21 protein-coding genes and 1 tRNA gene are annotated in these 22,015 nt (G+C 67.5%); 11 read left to right on the top strand and 11 right to left on the bottom strand.

The features are described from left to right. The first annotated feature begins 37 nt into the window (after nucleotides 1-37). Nucleotides 38-193 (top strand): hypothetical protein, encoded by a 156-nt coding sequence (locus tag ABE571_RS15485; protein WP_284129577.1) that lies wholly within the window; start codon nucleotides 38-40, stop codon nucleotides 191-193. Nucleotides 194-205: 12 nt separating this feature from the next. Here the strand turns inward: ABE571_RS15485 and ugpC are convergent, their stop codons facing one another. Beyond that, nucleotides 206-1,297: a sn-glycerol-3-phosphate ABC transporter ATP-binding protein UgpC gene (gene ugpC / locus ABE571_RS15480; RefSeq protein ID WP_346494038.1), complete on the bottom strand. Its 1,092-nt coding sequence runs from the start codon at nucleotides 1,295-1,297 to the stop codon at nucleotides 206-208. Between the two features lie 354 nt (nucleotides 1,298-1,651). Here ugpC and zwf point away from each other — a divergent pair, with 354 nt between their 5' ends. The 5 genes from zwf (at nucleotide 1,652) to ABE571_RS15455 (ending at nucleotide 7,637) form a co-directional block, all read left to right on the top strand. Continuing rightward, entirely contained in the window at nucleotides 1,652-3,091 is a 1,440-nt protein-coding gene (gene zwf, locus ABE571_RS15475; protein ID WP_313211456.1) for a glucose-6-phosphate dehydrogenase, read from the top strand. Continuing rightward, nucleotides 3,088-4,095, top strand: a complete 1,008-nt coding sequence (gene glk / locus ABE571_RS15470; protein ID WP_346494036.1) for a glucokinase — start codon at nucleotides 3,088-3,090, stop codon at nucleotides 4,093-4,095. Before zwf ends, glk begins: the two co-directional genes overlap by 4 nt. Further along, nucleotides 4,092-4,814, top strand: coding sequence for a 6-phosphogluconolactonase (pgl, locus tag ABE571_RS15465; protein ID WP_313211452.1), 723 nt, complete (start codon nucleotides 4,092-4,094; stop codon nucleotides 4,812-4,814). The genes glk and pgl overlap by 4 nt, the downstream gene beginning before the upstream one ends. Nucleotides 4,815-4,859: 45 nt before the next feature. Next, nucleotides 4,860-6,776 carry a phosphogluconate dehydratase gene (edd, locus tag ABE571_RS15460; protein WP_346463688.1) on the top strand — a complete coding sequence of 639 codons (1,917 nt, stop codon included), beginning with the start codon at nucleotides 4,860-4,862 and terminating at the stop codon, nucleotides 6,774-6,776. Nucleotides 6,777-6,977: 201 nt separating this feature from the next. Continuing rightward, a complete protein-coding gene (locus ABE571_RS15455; protein ID WP_313212899.1) occupies nucleotides 6,978-7,637 on the top strand; it encodes a bifunctional 4-hydroxy-2-oxoglutarate aldolase/2-dehydro-3-deoxy-phosphogluconate aldolase in 660 nt (219 codons plus the stop codon). 54 nt (nucleotides 7,638-7,691) lie between these two features. On the opposite strand, the gene ABE571_RS15450 is transcribed toward ABE571_RS15455, so the two are convergent. The 3 genes from ABE571_RS15450 to ispG all read right to left on the bottom strand — a co-directional run bounded on the left by ABE571_RS15450 (nucleotide 7,692) and on the right by ispG (nucleotide 10,514). Then, nucleotides 7,692-8,339 (bottom strand): response regulator, encoded by a 648-nt coding sequence (locus ABE571_RS15450; RefSeq protein WP_019183265.1) that lies wholly within the window; start codon nucleotides 8,337-8,339, stop codon nucleotides 7,692-7,694. A 221-nt stretch (nucleotides 8,340-8,560) separates the two neighbouring features. Continuing rightward, on the bottom strand, nucleotides 8,561-9,268 hold the full coding sequence (locus ABE571_RS15445; protein WP_313217916.1) for a phosphatase PAP2 family protein: 708 nt from the start codon (nucleotides 9,266-9,268) through the stop codon (nucleotides 8,561-8,563). Beyond that, nucleotides 9,249-10,514 (bottom strand): flavodoxin-dependent (E)-4-hydroxy-3-methylbut-2-enyl-diphosphate synthase, encoded by a 1,266-nt coding sequence (gene ispG, locus ABE571_RS15440; RefSeq protein WP_313217914.1) that lies wholly within the window; start codon nucleotides 10,512-10,514, stop codon nucleotides 9,249-9,251. Before ispG ends, ABE571_RS15445 begins: the two co-directional genes overlap by 20 nt. 144 nt (nucleotides 10,515-10,658) lie before the next feature. Between ispG and ABE571_RS15435 the strand changes: the two genes are divergently transcribed. Together ABE571_RS15435 and ABE571_RS15430 are read left to right on the top strand one after the other, a co-directional pair. Continuing rightward, entirely contained in the window at nucleotides 10,659-11,885 is a 1,227-nt protein-coding gene (locus ABE571_RS15435) for an ATP-binding protein (protein WP_313212903.1), read from the top strand. Next, the gene (locus tag ABE571_RS15430; RefSeq protein ID WP_019183269.1) at nucleotides 11,882-12,466 is read left to right on the top strand and encodes a response regulator transcription factor; all 585 of its coding nucleotides are present in this window, start codon (nucleotides 11,882-11,884) and stop codon (nucleotides 12,464-12,466) included. Before ABE571_RS15435 ends, ABE571_RS15430 begins: the two co-directional genes overlap by 4 nt. Nucleotides 12,467-12,812: 346 nt before the next feature. Here the strand turns inward: ABE571_RS15430 and pgi are convergent, their stop codons facing one another. From pgi to pcnB, 6 genes are all read right to left on the bottom strand, one after another. Then, the gene (gene pgi, locus ABE571_RS15425) at nucleotides 12,813-14,327 is read right to left on the bottom strand and encodes a glucose-6-phosphate isomerase (RefSeq protein WP_346494034.1); all 1,515 of its coding nucleotides are present in this window, start codon (nucleotides 14,325-14,327) and stop codon (nucleotides 12,813-12,815) included. Further along, nucleotides 14,324-14,704 (bottom strand): aspartate 1-decarboxylase, encoded by a 381-nt coding sequence (gene panD / locus ABE571_RS15420; protein ID WP_019183273.1) that lies wholly within the window; start codon nucleotides 14,702-14,704, stop codon nucleotides 14,324-14,326. The genes pgi and panD overlap by 4 nt, the downstream gene beginning before the upstream one ends. A gap of 211 nt (nucleotides 14,705-14,915) precedes the next feature. Then, a complete protein-coding gene (panC, locus tag ABE571_RS15415) occupies nucleotides 14,916-15,758 on the bottom strand; it encodes a pantoate--beta-alanine ligase (RefSeq protein ID WP_019183274.1) in 843 nt (280 codons plus the stop codon). Then, entirely contained in the window at nucleotides 15,755-16,570 is an 816-nt protein-coding gene (gene panB, locus ABE571_RS15410) for a 3-methyl-2-oxobutanoate hydroxymethyltransferase (RefSeq protein WP_121041839.1), read from the bottom strand. The genes panC and panB overlap by 4 nt, the downstream gene beginning before the upstream one ends. A gap of 31 nt (nucleotides 16,571-16,601) precedes the next feature. Continuing rightward, on the bottom strand, nucleotides 16,602-17,090 hold the full coding sequence (folK, locus tag ABE571_RS15405; RefSeq protein ID WP_346463694.1) for a 2-amino-4-hydroxy-6-hydroxymethyldihydropteridine diphosphokinase: 489 nt from the start codon (nucleotides 17,088-17,090) through the stop codon (nucleotides 16,602-16,604). Between the two features lie 3 nt (nucleotides 17,091-17,093). After that, on the bottom strand, nucleotides 17,094-18,461 hold the full coding sequence (gene pcnB / locus ABE571_RS15400; protein WP_070427115.1) for a polynucleotide adenylyltransferase PcnB: 1,368 nt from the start codon (nucleotides 18,459-18,461) through the stop codon (nucleotides 17,094-17,096). Between the two features lie 50 nt (nucleotides 18,462-18,511). Between pcnB and ABE571_RS15395 the strand changes: the two genes are divergently transcribed. Then, nucleotides 18,512-18,586 (top strand) — tRNA-Glu (locus tag ABE571_RS15395). A gap of 151 nt (nucleotides 18,587-18,737) precedes the next feature. On the opposite strand, the gene ABE571_RS15390 is transcribed toward ABE571_RS15395, so the two are convergent. Further along, nucleotides 18,738-20,168: a sugar porter family MFS transporter gene (locus ABE571_RS15390; RefSeq protein ID WP_346494032.1), complete on the bottom strand. Its 1,431-nt coding sequence runs from the start codon at nucleotides 20,166-20,168 to the stop codon at nucleotides 18,738-18,740. 328 nt (nucleotides 20,169-20,496) lie between these two features. Here ABE571_RS15390 and ABE571_RS15385 point away from each other — a divergent pair, with 328 nt between their 5' ends. Both ABE571_RS15385 and fdxA read left to right on the top strand, forming a co-directional pair. Further along, a complete protein-coding gene (locus ABE571_RS15385) occupies nucleotides 20,497-21,405 on the top strand; it encodes an SMP-30/gluconolactonase/LRE family protein (RefSeq protein WP_346494030.1) in 909 nt (302 codons plus the stop codon). Between the two features lie 204 nt (nucleotides 21,406-21,609). After that, nucleotides 21,610-21,933, top strand: a complete 324-nt coding sequence (gene fdxA / locus ABE571_RS15380; protein ID WP_137189155.1) for a ferredoxin FdxA — start codon at nucleotides 21,610-21,612, stop codon at nucleotides 21,931-21,933. The last annotated feature ends 82 nt before the right edge of the window (nucleotides 21,934-22,015 follow it).

Genomic DNA, 22,015 nt, shown 5'->3' with positions numbered 1-22,015 from the left:
ATCGACCGTTGATCGATGCGGTACGCCATTAACGTTGATGGGTGTACGGGGAGCCGGCCAGCGGCCGGCACTACCGGATCTGGTGGCACTGCCGGATCTGGTGGCACTGCCGGATCTGGTGGCACTGCCGGATCTGGTGGCACTGCCGGATTCGGGCACGGGTAGTGCCGGCCGCTGGCCGGCAACCCCGTAACCCGGCCGCGTGTTACGCGTCGTTCAACCGCTCGCCGGTCTCTGCATCGAAGAAATGCAGGCCCTGCGGGTGGATCGCCACACGGATCGGCTCGCCCACCGAGGGCAACGCCTGCGGCGCCACGCGCATCACCAACGGCTGGCCGCCACTGGTCATGTTGACGAAGATCTCGTTGCCGACCGGCTCGATGCCATTGATCATCGCCTCGAACGCGGTCGCATCCCCGGCGGCGGCCGGCTGCAGATGCTCCGGGCGCACGCCCACGGCGATCGCCTTGCCGACCCACGCCTGATCGATCCGGGCCTGGCCCAGCGGCGCGGTCAGCCCGGTGTCCTGCACGGCATAGCCACTGTCGGTGCGCTGCAGGGTGCCGCGCAGCACGTTCATCGCCGGGCTGCCGAGGAAGCCGGCCACGAACAGGTTGGCCGGACGGTCATACAGCGCCATCGGGGTATCGATCTGCTGGATCACGCCGTCCTTGAGCACCACGATGCGCTGGCCCAGGGTCATCGCTTCCACCTGATCGTGGGTCACGTAGATCATCGTGGTGCCGAGCTTGCGGTGCAGCTGCGCGATTTCCGTACGCACGCTGTGGCGCAGCTTCGCATCCAGGTTGGAGAGCGGCTCATCCAGCAGGAACACCGCCGGCTCACGCACCAGGGCGCGGCCCAGCGCGACGCGCTGGCGCTGGCCGCCGGACATCGCCTTGGGGAGCTTGTCGAGCATGTCGGTCAGACCCAGCGTTTCGGCCGCCTCGCTGACCCGCTTGCTGATCGTCGCCTTGTCGTGGCCGCGCAGCTTCAGGCCGAAGGCCAGGTTCTCGGCCACGGTCATGTGCGGATAGAGCGCGTAGCTCTGGAACACCATGGCGATGTCACGATCTTTCGGCGCCACGTCGTTGACCACGCGCTCGCCGATGGTCAGCGTGCCGCCACTGATCTCCTCCAGGCCGGCGACCATGCGCAGCAGTGTGGACTTGCCACACCCCGACGGCCCCACCAGCACCATCAATTCACCATCGGCCACTTCGAAGGTCGCGCCCTGCACGGCCACCTGACCGTTGTCGTAGACCTTGCGAACGCCCTGCAACTGCACTTTTGCCATATCACCATTCCAGTCCGCCCGGTCTCCGGGCTGTTATGCGGAACTGCCTTCGGCCCTCCCGATGGCAGGTCGATGGCGTGGTGCCGCATGACGGCGACCACTGCAATCGAATACAGTCTGCGCATTCTGCCATGTAAACGTTTTCACGTGGCACTATCCGATGGTCGGCCGTGATCGGGATGCCGGGGAGGATGCGATATCTCCCACGACACCCGGTCGGCAGGCCATCATGCCGGGCGGAATCCATGGGTCGTGCTGCACCTGCAACAAGCAGACAACGGACCCCGCCCGACCCCCGAGAACATAGACGAGAAGCGATTGACAACGATGTCACCCGGATCTGAAACTCGAGCGATGCACGACACCCTCTTCCTGTTTGGCGCCACAGGTGACCTGGCCCAGCGCTATCTGTTCCCCTCGCTGCTGCGATTGCTGGGCGACGGCCTGCTCCCCGAAGACTTCAAGGTCCGTGCGCTGGCGCTGTCGCCGCACGATACCGAGGCCTTCCGCGAGATCCTGCGCCCGCGCCTGCAGCAGGCCATGCCCATGGCCAGCCAGGACGACATCCACTCGCTGCTGCAGCGCATCGACTACCGTTCGGTGGATCTGCGCAATCCCGAGTCCGTGGCCGAATCGGTCCATGACCTGGTCGACCGCAAGTGCGTGAGCTACCTGGCGATCCCGCCGGGCCTGTACATCTCCACCTGCGAAGGCCTGGCCAAGGGCGGCGCCCTGGCCGCACCGCACCGGCTGATGCTGGAAAAGCCGATCGGCAGCGACAGCGCCAGCGCCGAGGAGATCATCTCCACCATCGGCCAGTGGATCGACGAAGACCGCGTGTTCCGCCTGGATCACTACCTGGGCAAGGCCGCGGTGCAGAACCTGATCGCGCTGCGCTTCGGCAACACGCTGCTCGAGGCGGTCTGGAACCGCAACTACATCGAATCGGTGCATATCCTGGTCGCCGAGAGCGAGGGCGTGGACGGCCGCGATGCGTATTACGCCCGCTCCGGTGCGCTGCGCGACATGGTCCAGAGCCACATCCTGCAGCTGCTGTGCCTGGTCGCGATGGAGCCGCCGGCCTCGCTGGAAGCCGATCGCATCCGCGATGAGAAGGTCAAGGTGCTGCGCGCCCTGCGCCCGCTCGATGCCAAGCACGCCGCGCGTGACAGCGTGCGTGGCCGCTACACCGCCGGCACCATCAATGGCCAGCCCGCGCAGGCCTACCAGCCGCCGGAAGGCAGCGATGTGGAAACCTTCGCCGGCGTCACCGCGCATATCGACAACTGGCGCTGGTCCGGCGTGCCGTTCCATCTGGTCACCGGCAAGCGCCTGGCCGAGCGCACCACCCGCGTGGTGGTCACGCTCAAGCCGGTCACCCATTGGCTGTTCGAACGACCGCACCGCGGCAACGCCACCCCGAACCGGATCACCTTCCAGCTGCAGCCGCAGGAAAACATCGAGCTGGGCCTGATGAGTTCGCTGGCCGGCCCGGAATGGGGCGCGCTGGAACTGCACCCGCTGGAACTGGAACTGTCCGTACCCACCGGCCTGCACCGCCGCATCGCCTACGAGCGCCTGTTCCTGGATGCCTTCAACGGCAACCACGCGCTGTTCGTGCGTGATGACGAAGTGCGCGCGGCCTGGGCCTGGATCGACAGCGTCAGCGACGCATGGAAGGAAGCCAAGCTGCCGCTGCAGCCCTACCCGGCCGGTGAATGGGGTCCGGAAGAAGCGGCCGGCTTCCTGCCCGCCGATGCCGACGCCGACGCTGCCCGTGGTGGCCAGGCATGACGGTGTTGTCCCAGCCGGTCCTCGTCGCGGATATCGGCGGTACCAACGCTCGCTTCGCGCTCGCCGACACCTCGCTGGCCGCGCCACTGCAGCAGGACAGCATCCGCGAATTCGCCGTCGCTGAGTTCCCTTCGCTGGGCGAGGCCGCACGGCACTATCTCGAACAGATCGGCGCGGAAGCCAAGCGCGGCGTGTTCGCCGTGGCCGGCCGCGTGGACGGTGACGAAGCGCGCATCACCAATCACCCGTGGGTGATCTCGCGCATGCGCACCGCGCACATGCTCGGCTTCGATGAGTTGCACCTGATCAACGACTTCGCCGCCCAGGCGATGGCGATCTCGCTGCTGCAGCCGCACGATGTGATCCAGGTCGGCGGCGCGGCGTGGGTGCCGGGCAAGCCGGGCCAGCCGCGCAACTATGCGGTGATCGGCCCCGGCACCGGGCTGGGCGTGGGCGGCTTGATCCTGCGCCACGGCCGCTGCTATCCGCTGGAAACCGAGGGTGGCCACGTCAGCTTCCCGCCCGGGACGCCGGAAGAGATCCGCATCCTGGAAATCCTGTCCGAACAGTTCGGCCGTGTCTCCAACGAGCGCCTGATCTGCGGACCCGGCCTGGTCAACATCCATCGCGCCGTGTGCGAGATGGCCGACATCGATCCGGGCCAGCTGGAGCCGGTGGACGTCACCGCGCGTGCGCTGCATGGCGACCCGCAGGCGATGCGGACCGTGGATGTGTTCTGTGCGGTGTTCGGCGCGATCGCCGGTGACCTGGTGCTGATGCAGGGCGCCTGGGATGGCGTGTTCCTGACCGGCGGCCTGGTGCCGAAGATGCTCGATTCGCTGCAGCACTCCGGCTTCCGCCAGCGCTTTGAACACAAGGGCCGCTTCTCTTCGATCATGTCCAAGGTGCCGTCACTGGCGGTGATGCACCCCAGCCCCGGCCTGCTCGGCGCGGCCGCGTATGCGGCGGATGTGGAACGCGATCTGCCGGGAGGCACCGCATGAATACCCTGGATACGTCCGATCGTTTCACCCTGATCCGCCATGGCGATGCCGATGGCTGGATCGAGGCCGTGGCCGCCGAAATGGCCGCCGAGCTCAACCGCGACATCGCCGAGTTCGGCCGGGCGCGCATGCTGCTCTCCGGCGGCACCACGCCGGCGCCGATTTACCAGGCACTGGCCGAGCTGGACGTTCAATGGGACCGGGTGGAAGTGAGCCTGGTCGATGAGCGCTGGCTCTCGCCGCAGGATCGCGACAGCAATGCATGGCTGGTGAAGGAGAGCTTTCTCACCCGTGCTGAAGGCGCGCATTTCGATCCGCTGGTGCGGGTCGGCAAGCCGCTGCCCGAGTGCGTCTACAGCGCCAACCTGCAGGCCCGGCACAGCCAGCGGCCCTGCGTGAGCGTGCTGGGCATGGGCAATGACGGCCACACCGCCTCGCTGTTCCCGGGTTCGAAGGATTTGACCCGCGCACTGGAAAGCACCCTGCCCTACGCGGCGCTGGATGCCACCGGCTGCCCCGGTGCGAACCAGTGGCCGCTGCGCATCACCCTCACGCCGCACGGCTTGAAGCAGAGCCGCCAGCGCCTGTTGCTGCTGCGTGGCAAGCAGAAGCTGGAAGTGCTCAAGCACGCGCTGGAAAGCAACAATCCGCAGCTGTATCCCATCCTCAACGCGATCGATCTCGACGGCGCGAAACTGCGCGTCCACTGGTGTGACTGAGTTGCCCCGGTGTTGTTCCGTTCGCCTTCTCATAGCCGGTAGCCAATGAGCCTGCATCCCAAACTCCATGCCATCACCGAGCGCATCGTCCAGCGCAGCGTCGCCTCGCGCGCCGCCTACCTGGCCGGTGTCGACGCGGCGCTGCGCGACGGTCCGTTCCGTTCGCGCCTGAGCTGCGGCAACCTTGCCCACGGGTTCGCCGCGTGCGGCCCGACCGACAAGTCGCGCCTGCGCGGCGGCGTGACGCCCAACCTGGGCATCATCACCGCGTACAACGACATGCTCTCGGCGCACCAGCCGTTCGAGCACTACCCGGAGATCCTGCGCGAAACCGCGCGCGAACTCGGCGCGACCGCACAGGTTGCCGGTGGCGTGCCGGCGATGTGCGACGGCGTCACCCAGGGCCGCGGCGGCATGGAGCTGTCGCTGTTCTCGCGCGATGTGATCGCCCAGTCGACCGCGATCGGCCTGAGCCATGACATGTTCGATGCCAGCGTCTACCTCGGCGTCTGCGACAAGATCGTGCCGGGCCTGCTGATCGGTGCGCTCGCTTTCGGCCACCTGCCGGCGATCTTCCTGCCGGCCGGCCCGATGACCCCGGGCATTCCGAACAAGCAGAAGGCCGAAGTGCGCGAGCGCTATGCGGCCGGCCAGGCGACCCGCGAAGAACTGCTGGAAGCCGAAGCCGCCTCGTACCACGGCGCCGGCACCTGCACCTTCTATGGCACCGCCAACTCCAACCAGACCCTGCTCGAGGCGATGGGCGTGCAGATGCCGGGCGCCTCGTTCGTCAATCCGGATACGCCGCTGCGCGATGCACTGACCCGCCAGGCAGCTGTGCGTGCGCTGGAGATCAGCGCGCTGGGCGACGACTTCCGACCGCTCGGCCGCTTGATCGACGAACGCGCGATCGTCAACGCCGTGGTCACCCTGATGGCCACCGGCGGCTCGACCAACCACACCATCCACTGGATCGCAGTGGCGCGTGCGGCCGGCATCGTGCTGACCTGGGACGACATGGACCAGCTCTCGCAGCTGATCCCGCTGCTGGCCCGCGTCTATCCGAACGGCGAAGCCGACGTGAACCGCTTCGCTGCCGCGGGCGGCACCGCGTTCGTGTTCCGTGAGCTGATGGAGGCCGGCCTGATGCACGCCGACCTGCAGACCGTGGCCGAAGGCGGCATGCCGCAGTACGGCCAGGAGCCGGCGTTGCGCGACGGCAAGCTGACCTACATCGACGGTGTGCGCGAGAGCGCCGATCCGGATGTGGTGCGTGGCGTGGCCAATCCGTTCGAATCCCAGGGCGGCCTGCGCCTGCTGCGCGGCAACCTCGGCCGTTCGCTGATCAAGCTGTCGGCGGTGAAGCCGGAGTTCCGCACGATCGAAGCGCCGGCGGTGGTGGTCGATGCGCCGCAGGTCCTCAACAAGCTGCACGCGGCCGGTGTGCTGCCGCACGATTTCGTGGCGGTGGTCCGTTACCAGGGTCCGCGCTCCAACGGCATGCCGGAGCTGCATTCGCTGGCGCCGCTGCTGGGCCTGCTGCAGAACCAGGGCCGTCGCGTGGCGCTGGTTACCGACGGTCGTCTGTCGGGCGCGTCGGGCAAGTTCCCGGCGGCGATCCACATGACCCCGGAAGCCTCGCGTGGCGGTCCGCTGGCACGTGTGCGCGAGGGCGACATCATCCGTCTGGATGGTGAGGCCGGCACGCTGGAGCTGTTGGTGGATGCGGCCGAGTTCGCGGCACGTGAGCCGGCGCCAAACACCGCACCGGCGGCGCATGATCTGGGCCGCAATCTGTTCGCGATGAGCCGCCGCCTGGTGGGTCCGGCCGATCAGGGCGCGATGTCGATTTCGTGCGGGCCGGCGGCCGATGACGGCAGCATCTGGAATTACGATGCGGAGTACGAGCTTGGGCATGATGCCGCGGCGGCGGATGCGCCGCATGAGGGTAAGGACGCGTGAGCTGACGCAAACGCGGCGGCCGGATGTTCTGGTTGAGGCAGCGGGATGGCCCCAACCAGGACGCGCCGTGAACCCATCCATGGGCGCTCGTCAGCGCCATCCATGGCGCTGTAACGGTCCTGGTTGGGGCCATCCGCTGCCTCCCGACACTTATCGGCGCGTTGTTGGCGTCGTACTTTTTGGAATAAGGATTGAAAACGCATGAGCATCGCCGAGTATCAGAAACGCGCTGAAACCCTGTTGAAGGCTGCCGGCATTCTGCCGGTGGTGACCGTGCATACGCTGGATCAGGCCCGTGCGGTCAGCGCGGCGTTGTTGGAGGGCGGGCTGCCGGCGATCGAGCTGACGCTGCGTACGCCGGTGGCGATGGACGCGCTCGCCATGCTCAAGCGCGAGCTGCCGGATGTGGTGGTGGGTGCGGGCACGGTGTTGACCGTGGAGCAGATGCAGCAGTCGATCGATGCGGGTGCGGATTTCCTGGTCACGCCGGGTACGCCGGCGCACATGGCCGATGCGCTGGCGCAGGCACCGCTGCCGGTGGTGCCGGGTGCGGCCTCGCCGACGGAAATGCTGGCGCTGTATGCGCGCGGCTTCCGGGTGTGCAAGTTGTTCCCGGCCTCGGCCGTGGGTGGGCTGGCGATGATCAAGGGTCTGGCCGGTCCGATCCCGGATCTGAAGCTGTGCCCGACCGGTGGCATCACCGAAGACACGGCAGCCGAGTACCTGGAGCAGAAGAACGTGGTCTGCATCGGCGGTTCGTGGATGGTGCCGGGCGGTTGGATCGAGCGCGGCGAGTGGGACAAGGTGCGCGAGAGTGCGGCCCAGGCCGCGAAGATCGTCGCGCGGGTCCGCGCGCACTGAACGAAAACGCCCGGGCATGCCCGGGCGTTTTTCCATCCGCCGCCAGAAGGCGGGTTACATCGGGCGTGCCGGATCCACCAGGCCGTACTGGCTGGCCATGCGCGCCAGCGCGATGTTGTCGTTGATGCCCATCTTCTCGAACAGGCGGGCCTTGTGCGTATTGACGGTCTTCGCGCTCAGGCTCAGGCGCTTGGCGATGTCTTCCTGGCGCAGGCCCTGGGTGAGCAGCAGCGCCACTTCCAGTTCGCGTGGGGACAGGGTGTCGAACGGTGAATGGTTGCCTTCCACGTTCGACAGCGCCAGGTTCTGCGCGATGCTGTTGCCGAGGTAACGGCGGCCGAGTGCGGCATCACGCACCGCGCGCAGCAGTTCCTGTGCATCGCAGGCCTTGCCGATGTAGCCGGAAGCACCGGCTTCGAGCAGGCGCTTGGGCATCGGACCATCTTCAAGGACGGAGACGATCACCACGCGGGTGCCGTGATCGCCACGGACCACGCGCTCGGTGACTTCCATGCCGCTCACGCCCGGCAGATGCAGATCGCACAGCACGACGTCGGGCCGCAGGCGGCGGATATCCGGCAGCGCATCTTCGCCACTCTCCGCCTCACCGACCACCTCGATGTCGGTTTCATTGGAGAGGATCATCTTCATGCCCGTACGCACCAGGGCATGATCGTCCACCAGATACACTCGAATCGTCATCCGCCAACCTCGTCAAACACTGTGAACGGGGGCAAGCCTAGCCGCGGGATGTGGCGATCACAAGGAACCGGGTTCCCCATCATCGCGTTCTGGTCCGCGCATCACAGACATGCTGTCCTGCCCTCCCCCTGTGCCTCTCACCCTTGCCTGATCCAATGGAGCAGCCTATGGGTGCAGCCCGCCTTCATGCCGCTTTCGGCCAGTTTACCGCCGTATTTGTTTCAGTGGCGATGCCGCCACGGATGGCGGCGGCGGAACATGACCAGGAAGCACCCTACCACCCAGACCAGGGCGGCACACCAGCCGGCCAGGATATCGGAGGGGTAATGCACCCCCAGGTACATGCGCGAGACGCTCACCAGGACCGCAAAAGCAAGCGCGGCTAGGGCCACCGGCCAGCGCCAGCGGGTGTTCCAGGCCAGCAGCACCAGCGTGACGGCCAGGGTCATCGAGCCCATGGCATGGCCGCTGGGGAAGCTGAAGGTGCTCTCCGGGGCGATGGACTCCCACAGGCTGGGCCGGTCGCGCTGGAAGAAGCGCTTGCTGCCCAGGTTCAACAGGGCCGAGCCGGCAAAGCAGATCGCGACGAAACTGGCCTCGCGCCAGCGTTTGCGCCAGGCAAGCAGGCCCACGATCAGCACGTCGGCCGGAATCAGGAACCACTCGTAGCCCAGCTTGGACAGCAGCACGAAGAACCGGTCCAGGCCCGGCGAATGCAGGGCGTGCAGCTTCCACAACAGCAGGTCGTCGAAGTAGATCGCCTCCAGCTCGTGCACTTCATCGGCCAGGGCGACGAAGCCCGCCAACGGCAGCAACACGCCCACGAACAGCAGCACGAAGCGCCAGGCGTTGCGGCCCATCCAGTGGCGGACGCCGGCGGCCGGCTCCGGCGTGGCCAGCACCGTCGGCTTACCCGGCGCTTCGGACATAGGTGCGTTCAACGTACTCATCGATCAGCGTGACGAAGTCCTGGGCGATGTTCTCGCCACGCAGGGTGACCGTCTTTTCGCCATCCACGAACACCGGCGCGGCCGGCGTTTCACCCGTGCCCGGCAGCGAGATGCCGATATTGGCGTGGCGCGATTCGCCCGGGCCGTTGACGATGCAGCCCATGACCGCCAGGGTCATGTTCTCCGCACCCGGGTGGCTCACCTTCCACAGCGGCATCTTCTCGCGCACGTGGTTCTGCACGACCTTGGCCAGCTCCTGGAAGAACTCCGAGGTGGTCCGGCCGCAGCCGGGGCAGGCCGTGACCAGCGGGGTGAAGGCACGCTGCCCGGTGGTCTGCAGCAGCTCTTGGGCAACGATCACTTCGGCCGTGCGCGACTGGCCCGGTTCGGGGGTCAGCGAGATACGGATGGTGTCGCCGATGCCTTCCTGCAGCAGCACCGCCAGCGCCGCCGACGAGGCGACGATGCCCTTGCTGCCGATACCGGCCTCGGTCAGGCCCAGGTGCAGCGCGAAATCCGAGCGCTGGGCCAGGTCGCGGTACACCGCGATCAGCTCCTGCACGCCGCTGACCTTGGCCGACAGCACGATGCGATCGCGCGGCAGGCCCAGTTCCACGGCGGTCTCCGCCGAATCCAGCGCCGAGCGGATCAGCGCTTCACGCAGCACGCGCCCGGCATCCCACGGCTGCGCGCGCTGGCTGTTCTCGTCCATCAGGCGCGCGGCCAGGGACTGGTCCAGCGAGCCCCAGTTGGCGCCGATGCGGACCGGCTTGTTGTAGCGGATCGCAAACTCGATCAGCTGCGCGAACTGCGTGTCTTTCTTCTTGCCGAAGCCGACGTTGCCCGGATTGATCCGGTACTTGGCCAGCGCTTCGGCGCAGGCCGGCTCCTGGGTCAGCAGCTGGTGGCCGTTGTAATGGAAGTCGCCGATCAGGGGGACATCGATCCCCATCATCTGCAGCTTCTCCACGATCCGCGGGATGGCCGCAGCAGACTCGGGATTGTTGACGGTCAACCGCACCATCTCCGAGCCCGCGCGCCACAGTTCGGCGACCTGCTTCACGCTGGAGGCGACATCGGCGGTGTCGGTGTTGGTCATCGACTGCACCACCACGGGATGGCCCCCGCCCACGACCACGCCGCCGATATGGACGGGCTGGGTCTGGCGGCGGGCCCACACGGCGGAGTCGGCGGGTTGGGTCGGTCGGGTCACGGCGTCATGCATCCGCCTATTTTAGCGCGCCCAGCGCACGGGTAGGTGCCCAGCGTTGGTTGGCACTCATGTTCAGCGCCCCGCGCGCGCCGCCTACCCCGGATGCGGCCTATTGTCGCAGGCAGGTCCAGGCCGGAGCGCATACGATGTGCGCACATGACCGGTACCGACGCCCCCTTCCTCCGCACCCTGTGCAGCCTGCGCTGGCTGGCCGTGGCTGGCCAGGCCGCCACGATCCTGGTCGCCACCTGGGTACTGGGCCTGGAGTTGCCGCAGCTGCCGCTTTGGGCCGGCGTGGCTGCACTGGCCCTGTTCAATCTGTATGCGCAACTGCGCGTACACGATGCCGACACCGCACCACTGACCGCGTTCTGCCACATCCTGGTGGATGTCACCGTCTTGACCTGGATGGTCGGCTGGAGCGGCGGGATCGCCAATCCCTTCGGCTCACTCTTCCTGATCCTGATCGCACTGGCTGCGCTCGCCCTGCCCCTGCGCTGGACCCTCGCCGTGGCCGCGGCCTGCCTGATCGGCTATGCAGCAAGCGGCGTGTTCGGCCTGCCGCTGCCGAGCGGCTATTTCACCGGTGCGCAGATGCAGCAGTGGGGCGTGGTCTGCAACTTCCTGCTGTCGGCCACGGTGGTGCTGGTGTTCGCGACCCGACTGGCGATCGCCCTGCGCCAGCGCGAACGCGAGCTGGCCATGCTGCGCGAACGCTTCGTGCGCAATGAGGGCATCGTCGCGCTGGCCACCCATGCCGCCTCGGTTGCGCATGAGCTCAATACCCCGCTGGCGACCATGACCCTGCTCGCCGACGATATCGCCGACCAGACCGAAAGCAGCGAGGTCCGCGATGACGTGGAAACCCTGCGCGAGCTGCTGGTGCAGTGCCGGGAGCGGGTGCTCGCCCTCGCCCGCCCGGCCGCCGGCGATGCACCCGGCCGCGATGCGGTGACGTTGCCGCAGGTGCTGGAACAGTGGCGGCTGGTGCGTCCGACCATCGCGCTGAAGCGCAATGAGGATGCCCCGCTCACCCTGCCGCTGGACCCGGGCATCGGGCACCTGCTGATGGTGCTGCTCAACAATGCCGCCGACGCGGGTGAGAAGGCCGACCGGCCGCAAGTGGATCTGTCGCTGCGCATCGAGGGCGATGACCTGATCGGCGAAGTGCGCGACTACGGCCACGGCTTCGATGCCCGCCAGGCGGTCCTGCCCGGCACCCTGTTCAACAGCGGCAAGACCGATGGCATGGGCGTGGGCCTGGCCCTGTCCCACGCCACCATCGAACGCCTGGACGGCGAGCTGTGGATGCGCCCGGCCAATGGCGCCGGCACCCGCGTCGGCTTCCGCCTGCCCTTGTCCCCACGGGAGACTTCCGCATGACTGCTTTCACCCCCGCGCCCGGCCAGGCCAGCCATGGCTTGCTGGTCGACGACGACGAACTGTACCTGCGCACGCTGCAGCGCAGCCTGGCCCGCAAAGGGTTGGAAACCGTCACCGCCAGCGACACCGCCTCGGCCCTGCTGCTGGCCCGGCAGCAGCCGCCGGCCTACGCGCTGATCGACCTCAAGCTCGGCACCGAATCCGGCCTGGCGCTGATCCAGCCGCTGCGCGCCCTGCGCGAAGACATGCGGATCCTGCTGGTGACCGGCTATGCCAGCATCGCCACCGCGGTGGAAGCGATCAAGCTCGGCGCGGACGACTATCTGCCCAAGCCGGCCACGGTGCCGATGATCCTGCGTGCGCTCGGCGAAGAAGACGATGGCCCGGCCGACGATGGCGACATGGAGCCGCCGGATGCGATGACCCCGATCAGCCGGCTGCAGTGGGAGCACATCCAGCAGGCGATGCATGAAACCGGCGGCAACGTGTCCGCCGCGGCGCGTCTGCTCGGCATGCACCGGCGCTCGCTGCAGCGCAAGCTGGCCAAGCGCCCCAGCCCGGAACGCGACCCGAGTCGGTAATGCCGGGCGCGGGCTGGCCGCGCAAACACCGGCCGCAACAACCGGTAGAGCCGACCGTTGGTCGGCTGCTCTTCGCCACATCGACCAACCCCGCGCGCTGCGCGTGATAGCCGACCAACGGTCGGCTCTACCTGCCTTTTTAGTCGGCCCTACCCGCACTGAACCTGCATCGGTAGAGCCGACCGTTGGTCGGCTGCTCAAACACGGGCGCATCAACCGGTAGAGCCGACCGTTGGTCGGCTGCTCTTCACCACACCGATCAACACCGCGCGCTGCGCGCGATAGCCGACCAACGGTCGGCTCTACCTGCCCTTTTAGCCGGCCAACGGTCGGATCTACGCGGTGGTCAGGCGGTCAGCCGGCCCAGCAACTCCAGCGTCACCGGGTCGGTGATCGCATGCGCTTCACCCTGCAACGCCGGCAGCAACTGGCTGGCCAACTGCTTGCCCAACTCCACGCCGAACTGGTCGAAGGCGTTGATGTTCCAGATGATCGACTGCACGTACACCGCGTGTTCGTACATGGCGATCAGGGCACCCAGCGACTGCGGAGTCAGTGCGTCGAGCAGAATCAGCGTGCTCGGGCGGCCACCGGGATACTCGCGGTGCGGATCCTCGCTGCCCTGGCCATTGGCCAACGCCTCGGTCTGCGCCAGCAGGTTGGCCATCAGCGCCTGGTGGTTGACCACGTACGGGTCATCGTTGTGCACGCAGCCGATGAAGTCGGCCGGGATCACGCTGGTGCCCTGGTGCAGCGCCTGGAAGAAGCTGTGCTGCACATCGGTACCGGCCCCGCCCCACCACACTGGCACGGTGTCGCTGGCAACCGGGCTGCCATCAAGCTGCACCCGCTTGCCCAGGCTTTCCATCACCAGCTGCTGCAGGTAGGCCGGCAGCAGCGCCAGGCGCTGGTCATAAGTCATCACCGCATGCGTGGCATGGCCGAGCAGGTTGCGGTTCCAGATATCGGTCAGGGCATGCAGGACCGGCAGGTTCTGTTCGAGCGGCGCGGTGAGCACGTGTTCGTCCATCTGCGCCGCGCCCTCGAGCAGCTGCTCGAAGCGCGTGAAGCCGATCGCCAGTGCGATCGGGAAACCGACCGCCGACCACAGCGAATAGCGCCCGCCCACCCAATCCCACATCGGCAGTACGCGGCCGGCGGCGATCGAGAAGGCCTTGGCCGCACGCTCCGGATTCGCGCTGACCGCATACAGGCGCTCGCTGCCGCCCAGCCAGTCATGCAGGATCTGCCCGTTGAGCAGTGTTTCCTGGGTGCCGAAGGTCTTGGAGATCAGGATGCCGGCCGTGGTCGCCGGGTCCAGCGTGGCCAGCGTGCGCTGCATCGCCGCGCCGTCCACATTCGAAACGAAATGCACGCGGAAGCGTGCGCCGGTGACCGGACGCAGCGCATCGGCGACCAGCCGCGGACCGAGGTCCGAGCCGCCGATGCCGACGCTGACGATATCGGTGATAGTGGTTGCTTCCAGCGCGGCGATCAGCTCGCCCATCTGCTGGCGCACCTGCGCGGCGGTAGCGAAGGCCTCACCGGCCACCGGTGCGCCGCTGGCGTCCCCACGCAGCGCAGTGTGCAGCGCCGCGCGGCCTTCGGTCACGTTGACCGTTTCACCGCGGAACAGACGCTGGAAGCCGCCGGCGACATCGCGCTCGGCGGCCAGCTGCAGCAGTGCGTCCAACGCCGCGCGGTCGTATTTCTGCCGCGCGAAATTGACGTACAACGGACCGACCCGCAGCCCCAGCGATTGTGCGCGGCCCGGTTCGGCGGCGATCAACGAAGGGATGCTCGCGCCACGCAGGCGCTGGGCATGGGAATGAAGCGGGTCGAATCCGTTGTGCTGTGTCATGCGGCCTGTGTCGGGATCGTGTCGTTGGTGTGGGAGATCTGGTTCTTGCCGTCCACATATACCAACTTCGGCTTGAAGCTGTCAGCTTCTTCTTCGCTCATGCTGGCGAAGGCCGCGATGATGATGATGTCGCCCACCTGCACGTGGCGCGCGGCGCCACCGTTGAGCGACACCACACCGCTGCCGGCTTCGGCGCGGATGGCATAGGTGGAGAAACGCGCACCGTTGGTGACGTCCCAGATGTGCACCTGCTCGAACTCACGGATGCCGGTGGCAGCCAGCAGGTTGTCATCGATGGCGATGGAACCTTCGTAGTTCAGCTCGGAGTGAGTGACGGTGGCGCGGTGGATCTTGGTCTTCAGCAGGGACAGGTGCATGGCGACGGGACAACGGTAAAGGAAAGGGAAATTCTAGCACCCGCTGGATCGGCGGCAGGGCGCGCGGCGCCGGTCCCGGGAGGGGGCTGCCCACCGTTCAGCATCGTCAGGCCGCCCCGCCGCCCCGGTAGAGCCACCCCATGGGTGGCTGCGCGTCCGGCATCGCCCAGCAGCCACCCATGGGGTGGCCCTACCCGGCGGGGCGCAGCCCTCAGAACTCCAGGTTGTCGATCAACCGGGTATTGCCGATCCGCGCGGCGATCAGGGCCACGCGGGTGCCGTCGTTGGCATCGGCCGGCTCGGACAGGTCCGGCAGGCGGACCACGGCGTAGTCGACCTGGAACCCGGCGGCCTGCAGCGCCGCGGCGGCTTCGGCCTCGATCAGGCTGCGGCTCTTGCCCGCAATGAAGCCTTCGCGCATGCCCAGCAGCACCTGGTGGATGGTGGTCGAGACCGGGCGCTGCTCGGCGTTGAGATACTGGTTGCGCGAGCTCATCGCCAGACCGTCGTCTTCGCGCACGATGTCGCCCCCGACGATCTGGATCGGGAAGGCCAGGTCTTCCACCATCTGGCGGATCACCGCCAGCTGCTGGTAGTCCTTCTTGCCGAAGGCCGCCACATCCGGCTGCACCTGGTTGAACAGGCGCGAGACCACGGTGCAGACGCCATCGAAATGGCCCGGGCGGTGCGCGCCTTCGAGCAGGCCGCTGATGCCGGGCACATTGACGCTGGCCGCCAGTTCGACACCGAACGGGTACATCGACTCAACCGTGGGCAGCCACAGCACATCGCACCCGGCCTGCTCCAGGCCGGTGGTGTCGGCTTCGGGCGTGCGCGGGTAGCGGGTGAAGTCCTCGTTCGGGCCGAACTGGGTCGGGTTGACGAAGACGCTGGAGACCACGCGATCGGCGTACTGCCGGGCCAGCGTGACCAGTGAATAATGCCCTGCGTGCAGGTTGCCCATGGTCGGGACCAGCGCGACGCGCAGGCCCTCGCGCTTCCAGCCGTTGACGACGGCGCGCAGACGGGACAGTTCGGTGACGGTTTCGATCATGAGGCGTAGGCGTGTTCTGCGTCGGGGAAGGAGCCGTCGCGCACGGCGTCGGCGTAGGCACGGACCGCACCGGCAACCGACCCGCCTTCGGCAAGGAAATCCTTGACGAACTTGGGACGGCGATGGCCGCTGTCCAGACCGAGGAAATCATGCAGCACCAGCACCTGGCCATCGCACTGCGGGCCGGCGCCGATGCCGATGGTGGGCACGCTGATGTCCGCGGTGACCTGGGCAGCCACCGGCGTGGGCACGCATTCGAGCACGACCAGGCTGGCGCCGGCGGCAACCGCGGCCTTGGCGTCATCGCGCAGCTGCTGGGCGGCGTCGCCACGGCCCTGCACGCGATAGCCGCCCAGGCGCAGCACCGACTGCGGGGTCAGGCCCAGGTGCGAACAGACCGGAATCTCGCGCTCGACCAGGTAACGGATGATGTCCAGCTTGAAGCCGGCACCTTCGATCTTGACCATCTCCGCACCGGCCTGTAGCAGGCGCAGCGAGGCATCCAGCGCGCGCTCCGGGGTAGCGTCGGCGCCGAACGGCAGATCCGCCACCAGCAGCGCGCGTTGCAGTACACGGGCCACGGCGCGGGTGTGATAGACCATGTCGTCGGTGGTCACCGGCAGGGTCGAGTCATGCCCCTGCACCACCATGCCCAGAGAGTCGCCGATCAGGATCAGGTCCACGCCGTTGGCGTCGAAGCTGCGGGCGAACCCGGCATCGTAGGCGGTCAACATCACCAGCTTCTGTCCGTTGCGCTTGGCCTCGGCCAACGCGGGCACGGTCCAGGGCTTGCTGTCTGCGTGGGTACTCATGAGCTGATAACCGGTGGCGATAAGCCCCGCATTATCCTCCTATTGAAGCGATCCCGCAGGCCTCGACCCGCATCACAGCATCCCGCACGCGGCCGTGCCCGGGAATGAGGGCGTCGGGCGCGATCTCGGCCAGCGGCAGCAGCGCGAACGCGCGCTCATGCAGATAGGGATGCGGTACCTGCAGCTGCGGCAGATCGATGACCTCCTCGCCGTACAGCAGCACGTCCAGATCCAGTGCACGCGGCCCCCAGTGCACGGCAGGATCCCGTACGCGGCCGAAGCGGCACTCAATCTCCAGCAGCGCAGCCAGCAGATCCGGTGCGGGCAACCGGGTCTCCAGCACGGCGGCGGCGTTGACGAACGCCGGCTGATCCAGGTTGCCCCACGCCGGCGTGCTGTACAGCTGCGAGCGCGCCCGCAGTGTGGTCTGCGGCAGGGCCGCCAGCGCCTGGAACGCATCGCGCAGGGTCTGCGCGGCGTCCCCGAGATTGGCGCCCAATCCGATACAGGCCAGGGTCACGGCTTACTCGCCTGCCACTCCACCGGGACGACGACGGCGGCGGCGACGCTTGCGCGGTGCACCGTCTTCGCCCTCACCGTCGGCCTGGGCGGCATCCAGCGCCGAATCCAGCTCGGTACCGGACTGCAGCTGGGCCTCGCGCCAGAACGCCACGTCGGCTTCATGCTCGCTGGAGGCGACCTGGCGCAGGACCAGGAAATCGTAGGCGGCGCGGAAGCGCGGATGGGTCAGGGTCCGGATCACCCGCTTGCGCTGGCGCGAGCTAAAGCGCCCCTGCAGCAGCCAGATCTCCTGCATCGGCAGCGAGAAACGGCGCGGCAGGGCGATCGTGGTGAGCTGGTGCAGGGTGACGCGGTCCGCCGCACGGCGCTGCGCCTCTTCCAGTGCGACGCCCTGCTTCTGCAGGCTGGCCAGGGCGCGGCAGAACGCCGGCCACAGCAGCAGCGCGAACAGGAACGACGGCGACACCGGCTCGTCATTGGCCACACGCAGATCGGTGTTGTGCAGACCTTCGATGACCATGCGGCGCAACGCACCACTGCGATTGCTGCGCAGGGCCGCGGCGCTTTCCGGGAACATGACATCGAGCAGGCCGTACCGCTCCAGGCCCTCGAAGCTGGCCACACCGTGCCCGGACAGGAACAGCTTGAGCACTTCCTCGAACAGACGCGCCGGGGCGGCCTCGGCCAGCAGGTTGGCCAGGCGCGGCAGCGGTTCGGCGGTCGCCTCTTCGATCTGGAAGCCCAGCTTGGCCGCCAGGCGCACCGCGCGCAGCATGCGCACCGGGTCTTCGCGGTAGCGCTGCTCGGGATCGCCGATCAGCTTCATCAGGCGGGCCTGCACGTCTTCAAAGCCACCGGTGTAATCGCGCACCGAGAAATCCTCGATCGCGTAGTACAGGGCGTTGCAGGTGAAGTCGCGGCGGATCGCGTCGTCTTCGATGCTGCCGTACACGTTGTCGCGCACGAGCATGCCGTTTTCCATCTCACGGTCGCCGCTGCCATCGTCGATGTTGGCGCGGAAGGTGGCGACCTCGATGATCTCGCGGCCGAACACCACGTGCGCCAGGCGGAAACGGCGGCCGATCAGCCGGCAGTTGCGGAACAACTGCTTGACCTGCTCGGGCGTCGCGTCGGTGGCGACGTCGAAATCCTTGGGGTGGCCGTTCACCAGCAGATCGCGGACGGCGCCGCCGACCAGGTAACCGGCAAACCCGGAATCACGCAGCCGGTACAGAACGCGCAGGGCGTTGGGGCTGATGTCCTTGCGGGAGATGTTGTGCTGATCGCGCGGGATCACGCGCAGGCTGAACGGTGATGTAGCAGAGGAATTGATGTTGGCGCTTCCGGTTGAGTTTTCGGGATTGCCCAATGGCATCTAGGTCCATATACTAGCGCGCTGCGCAGTTCGCGACAAAGCCTGCTCCCTTCGTCTAATGGTTAGGACGTGGCCCTCTCAAGGCTAAAACAGGGGTTCGAGTCCCCTAGGGAGCACCAGTCGCGGTGCAGAAAGCCAAAAACCCCGCCACGGCGGGGTTTTTTGCGTTCAGGGTCAGGGCGTGCGGCGCCTGCCCTGCCAGGCCCGGGTCGGGGAGTGCACCCCCCGACCCGGCAAAGCGCCCCGCGACGAGGATGTCGGAAGCGGCGCTCACCCCTCCATCTGCTCCAGTTCCTTGCCCTTGGTCTCCTTGACGAAGCGCAGCACGAAGAACACCGACAGCACCGCGGCCACCGTATAGATGCCGTAGGCCCCGGCCAGGCCGATGCTGCCCAGCAGGACCGGGAAGGACACGGTGATGGCGAAGTTGGCCGTCCACTGCGCCGCGCCGGCCACCGCCAGCCCCGAGCCGCGGATCTGGTTGGGGAACATCTCGCCCAGCATCACCCACATCACCGGGCCCCAGGACATGTTGAAGAAGATCACGTAGACATTCGCCGCCACCAGCGCCAGCACGCCCATGCTGTCGGACAGCTGCAGCTTGCCGCCGGCATCCAGCGAGCCGCTGGCGAAGGCAAGGGTGACCAGCGCCAGCGAGATCGCCATGCCGACCGAGCCGACCCACAGCAGCGGCTTGCGTCCGATGCGGTCGATCAGCACCACGGTGACCAGGCAGGCACCGATGCTCAGCGCACCGGACAGCACGTTGATCAGCAGCGCGTCGCTCTCCGAGAAGCCCACCGCCTGCCACAGCACCGCGCCGTAATAGAAGACGACGTTGATGCCGACCAGTTGCTGGAACACCGCCAGGCCGATCCCGATCCAGACGATCGGGCGCAGCTTGCCGGTGGCCTTGCTGATCAGGTCCGAGAAGGTCGGGCGGTGCTGGTCCTGGGACAGCGAACCCTCGATCTCGGTGATCTTGGCCTGCGCCTCGGCCGGCCCGTACAGACGGGTCAGCACCGCCAGGGCCTGGTCACGGCGCCCTTTGACCACCAGGAAGCGCGGGCTTTCCGGGATCACCAGCAGCAGGCACAGGAACAGCAGCGAGGGAATGGCCTGCATCCAGAACATCCAGCGCCATGCCGCCTGGCCCAGCCACAGGGACTCGGTGGAGGCGCCGGCCGCCTTGGCCAATAGATAGTTGCTGAGGAAGGCACAGAACAACCCGCTGATGATCGCGATCTGCTGCACCGTGGCCAACCGGCCGCGGTACCGGGCCGAGGCCACCTCGGCAATGTAGGCCGGCGACATCACGCTGGCCGCGCCGACCGCGAACCCGCCGATCACCCGGGCGATGATGAACACCGTGGAGCTGTGCGCCGCACCGGCCCCCAGGGCCGAGAACAGGAACATCACCGCCGCGATGATCAGCACGCCGCGGCGGCCGAGCCGGTCGCCCAGGCGGCCGGCGAAGAACGCACCGATCGCGCAGCCGAGCAGCATCGAGGCGACCTCGAAGCCGATCCCGGCCGAGCTGGACTGGAACGTGTCCTTGAGGCCATCGACGGTGCCGTTGATCACGCCGCTGTCGAACCCGAACAGGAAGCCACCGATGGTGGCCACGCAGCTGATCAGGATGATGAAGCCGGTGTTCTCGCCGCTGACGGCACGTGTACTGCTGAGCGAAGCACTGGTCATGGGAAACCCTGGGTTGAAGGGACGCTGCGCACGACCGCAGCAGGGACGGATGGCGCAGGTTCTCATACCTTTCGCGCCGGCTGGGCGGCGGCGGGTGGGCCCGGACCTGGCGGCGGCCCGCAGCGGCGTGCGCGCATCGCCGCGCTCGACCACCGGTTGATCACCGACGCCCTCCACTGCGACCATGCCCGCCTGGCCGCCCTGCCCACTCCCGGGCGTGGCGCGGCATTGTCGAGGAGCGCCTGCCCATGCCCATGTTCGTTCGCCCGATCGCCCCATCCCGCTGTGGCGCCACGCCGATGGTGCGGATGCCCACCGGTGCGTCGCAATGAGCCTCGAACGCGCGCCGGCCACGCTGGCGGTGGACAGCCGCTGCACCCACGGCGAGGGCGTGCTCTGGTGCGACCGGCGGCAGAGCCTGCTCTGGATCGACATCGCCGAACGTCGGCTGTGGCAGCACACGCCGGCCAGCGGCAGCACGCGCCACTGGGTGTTGCCGGACCGCCCCGGCTGCATCGGGTTGTTCGACGATGGCACGCTGCTGGTCGCATTGGTCAGTTCGCTGCACCGCGCCGACCTGGCTGCCGCCACCGACGATGCGCTGCCGCTGCAGTGGCTGGCCGATGTGGACCCACACAACGCATACACGCGCAGCAACGATGGCCGCGCCGACCGCCACGGGAACTTCGTGTTCGGCACGATGAACGAACACCCGGCGCGCGCCGCCGATGGCCGCTTCTATCAGTACTCCAGCCGCCACGGCCTGCGCGAACTGCCGCTGCCGGGCATCGTGATTCCCAACGCGATCAGCTTCAGCCTGGATGGCCGCACGCTGTACTGGTGCGATTCGGTGACGCCGCAGATCATGGCCTGCGATTACGACCCAGAGCGCGCCAGCACCGCCAACGTGCGTGTGTTCACCACGTTGGCCAACCGCGCTGCCGAGCCCGACGGGTCGGCGGTGGATGCCGATGGGCGGGTCTGGAACGCGCAATGGCGCGCCAGCCAGGTGAGCTGCTATGGCGCCGACGGCACACTGCTGCAGGTGCAGCCGGTGCCGGTCAAGAACCCCACCTGCGTTGCCTTCGGCGGCCCCGACCTGCGCACCTTGTACGTGATCAGTTCGCAGCTGGACCACACGCCCGAGGCGCTGGCCGCAAGCCCGCATGCGGGCAGCCTGTTCAGCGCGCGCCAGGACCACCCCGGTCTGCCGGAGAGCCGGGTCCACTTGGCCTGACCGGTTGCGGGCCGGGCATGCACCGGGCGGTTGGCCAGCGGTGGCGCACGTTGACAGGGAAGCGCCGCGCATCACCCGCAACGCCTTGTTGCACAAGGGCCGCCCGCACTTGATCAGGTATCGAGGCGCGCTGTCTGAGCACGCCACGCCAGCATTCAGCCACAACCTGTTCTAGAATTGGTCGGCTTAACGCCGGATTTCCCCATGCCTTTCGTCGTCACCGAAAACTGCATCAAGTGCAAACACACCGATTGCGTGGAAGTGTGCCCCGTGGATTGCTTCCACGAAGGCCCCAACTTCCTGGTGATCGACCCGGATGAGTGCATCGATTGCACCCTGTGCGAACCGGAGTGCCCGGTCAACGCGATCTTCCCCGAAGACGACGTGCCCGCCGGGCAGGAAGCGTTCGTCGCCCTGAACGCCGAGCTGGCCAAGGCCTGGCCGGTGCTGACCGTGCGCAAGGACCCGCCCGCCGATGCCGGCGAATGGGACGGCAAGCCGGACAAGCTGCCCCTTCTGGAACGCTGAGCCGCGGCACGTCGCAAACGAAAAAGGGCGCCTAGGGCGCCCTTTTTGTTTCCCCAACCGGATCCCCGGTAGTGCCGGCCGC

Source organism: Stenotrophomonas sp. TWI273 (genome assembly GCF_039674765.1).
Taxonomy (GTDB): domain Bacteria; phylum Pseudomonadota; class Gammaproteobacteria; order Xanthomonadales; family Xanthomonadaceae; genus Stenotrophomonas.
The sequence above is the reverse complement of the archived record's forward strand: the minus strand, read 5'-3'. Positions and strand labels throughout refer to the sequence as shown.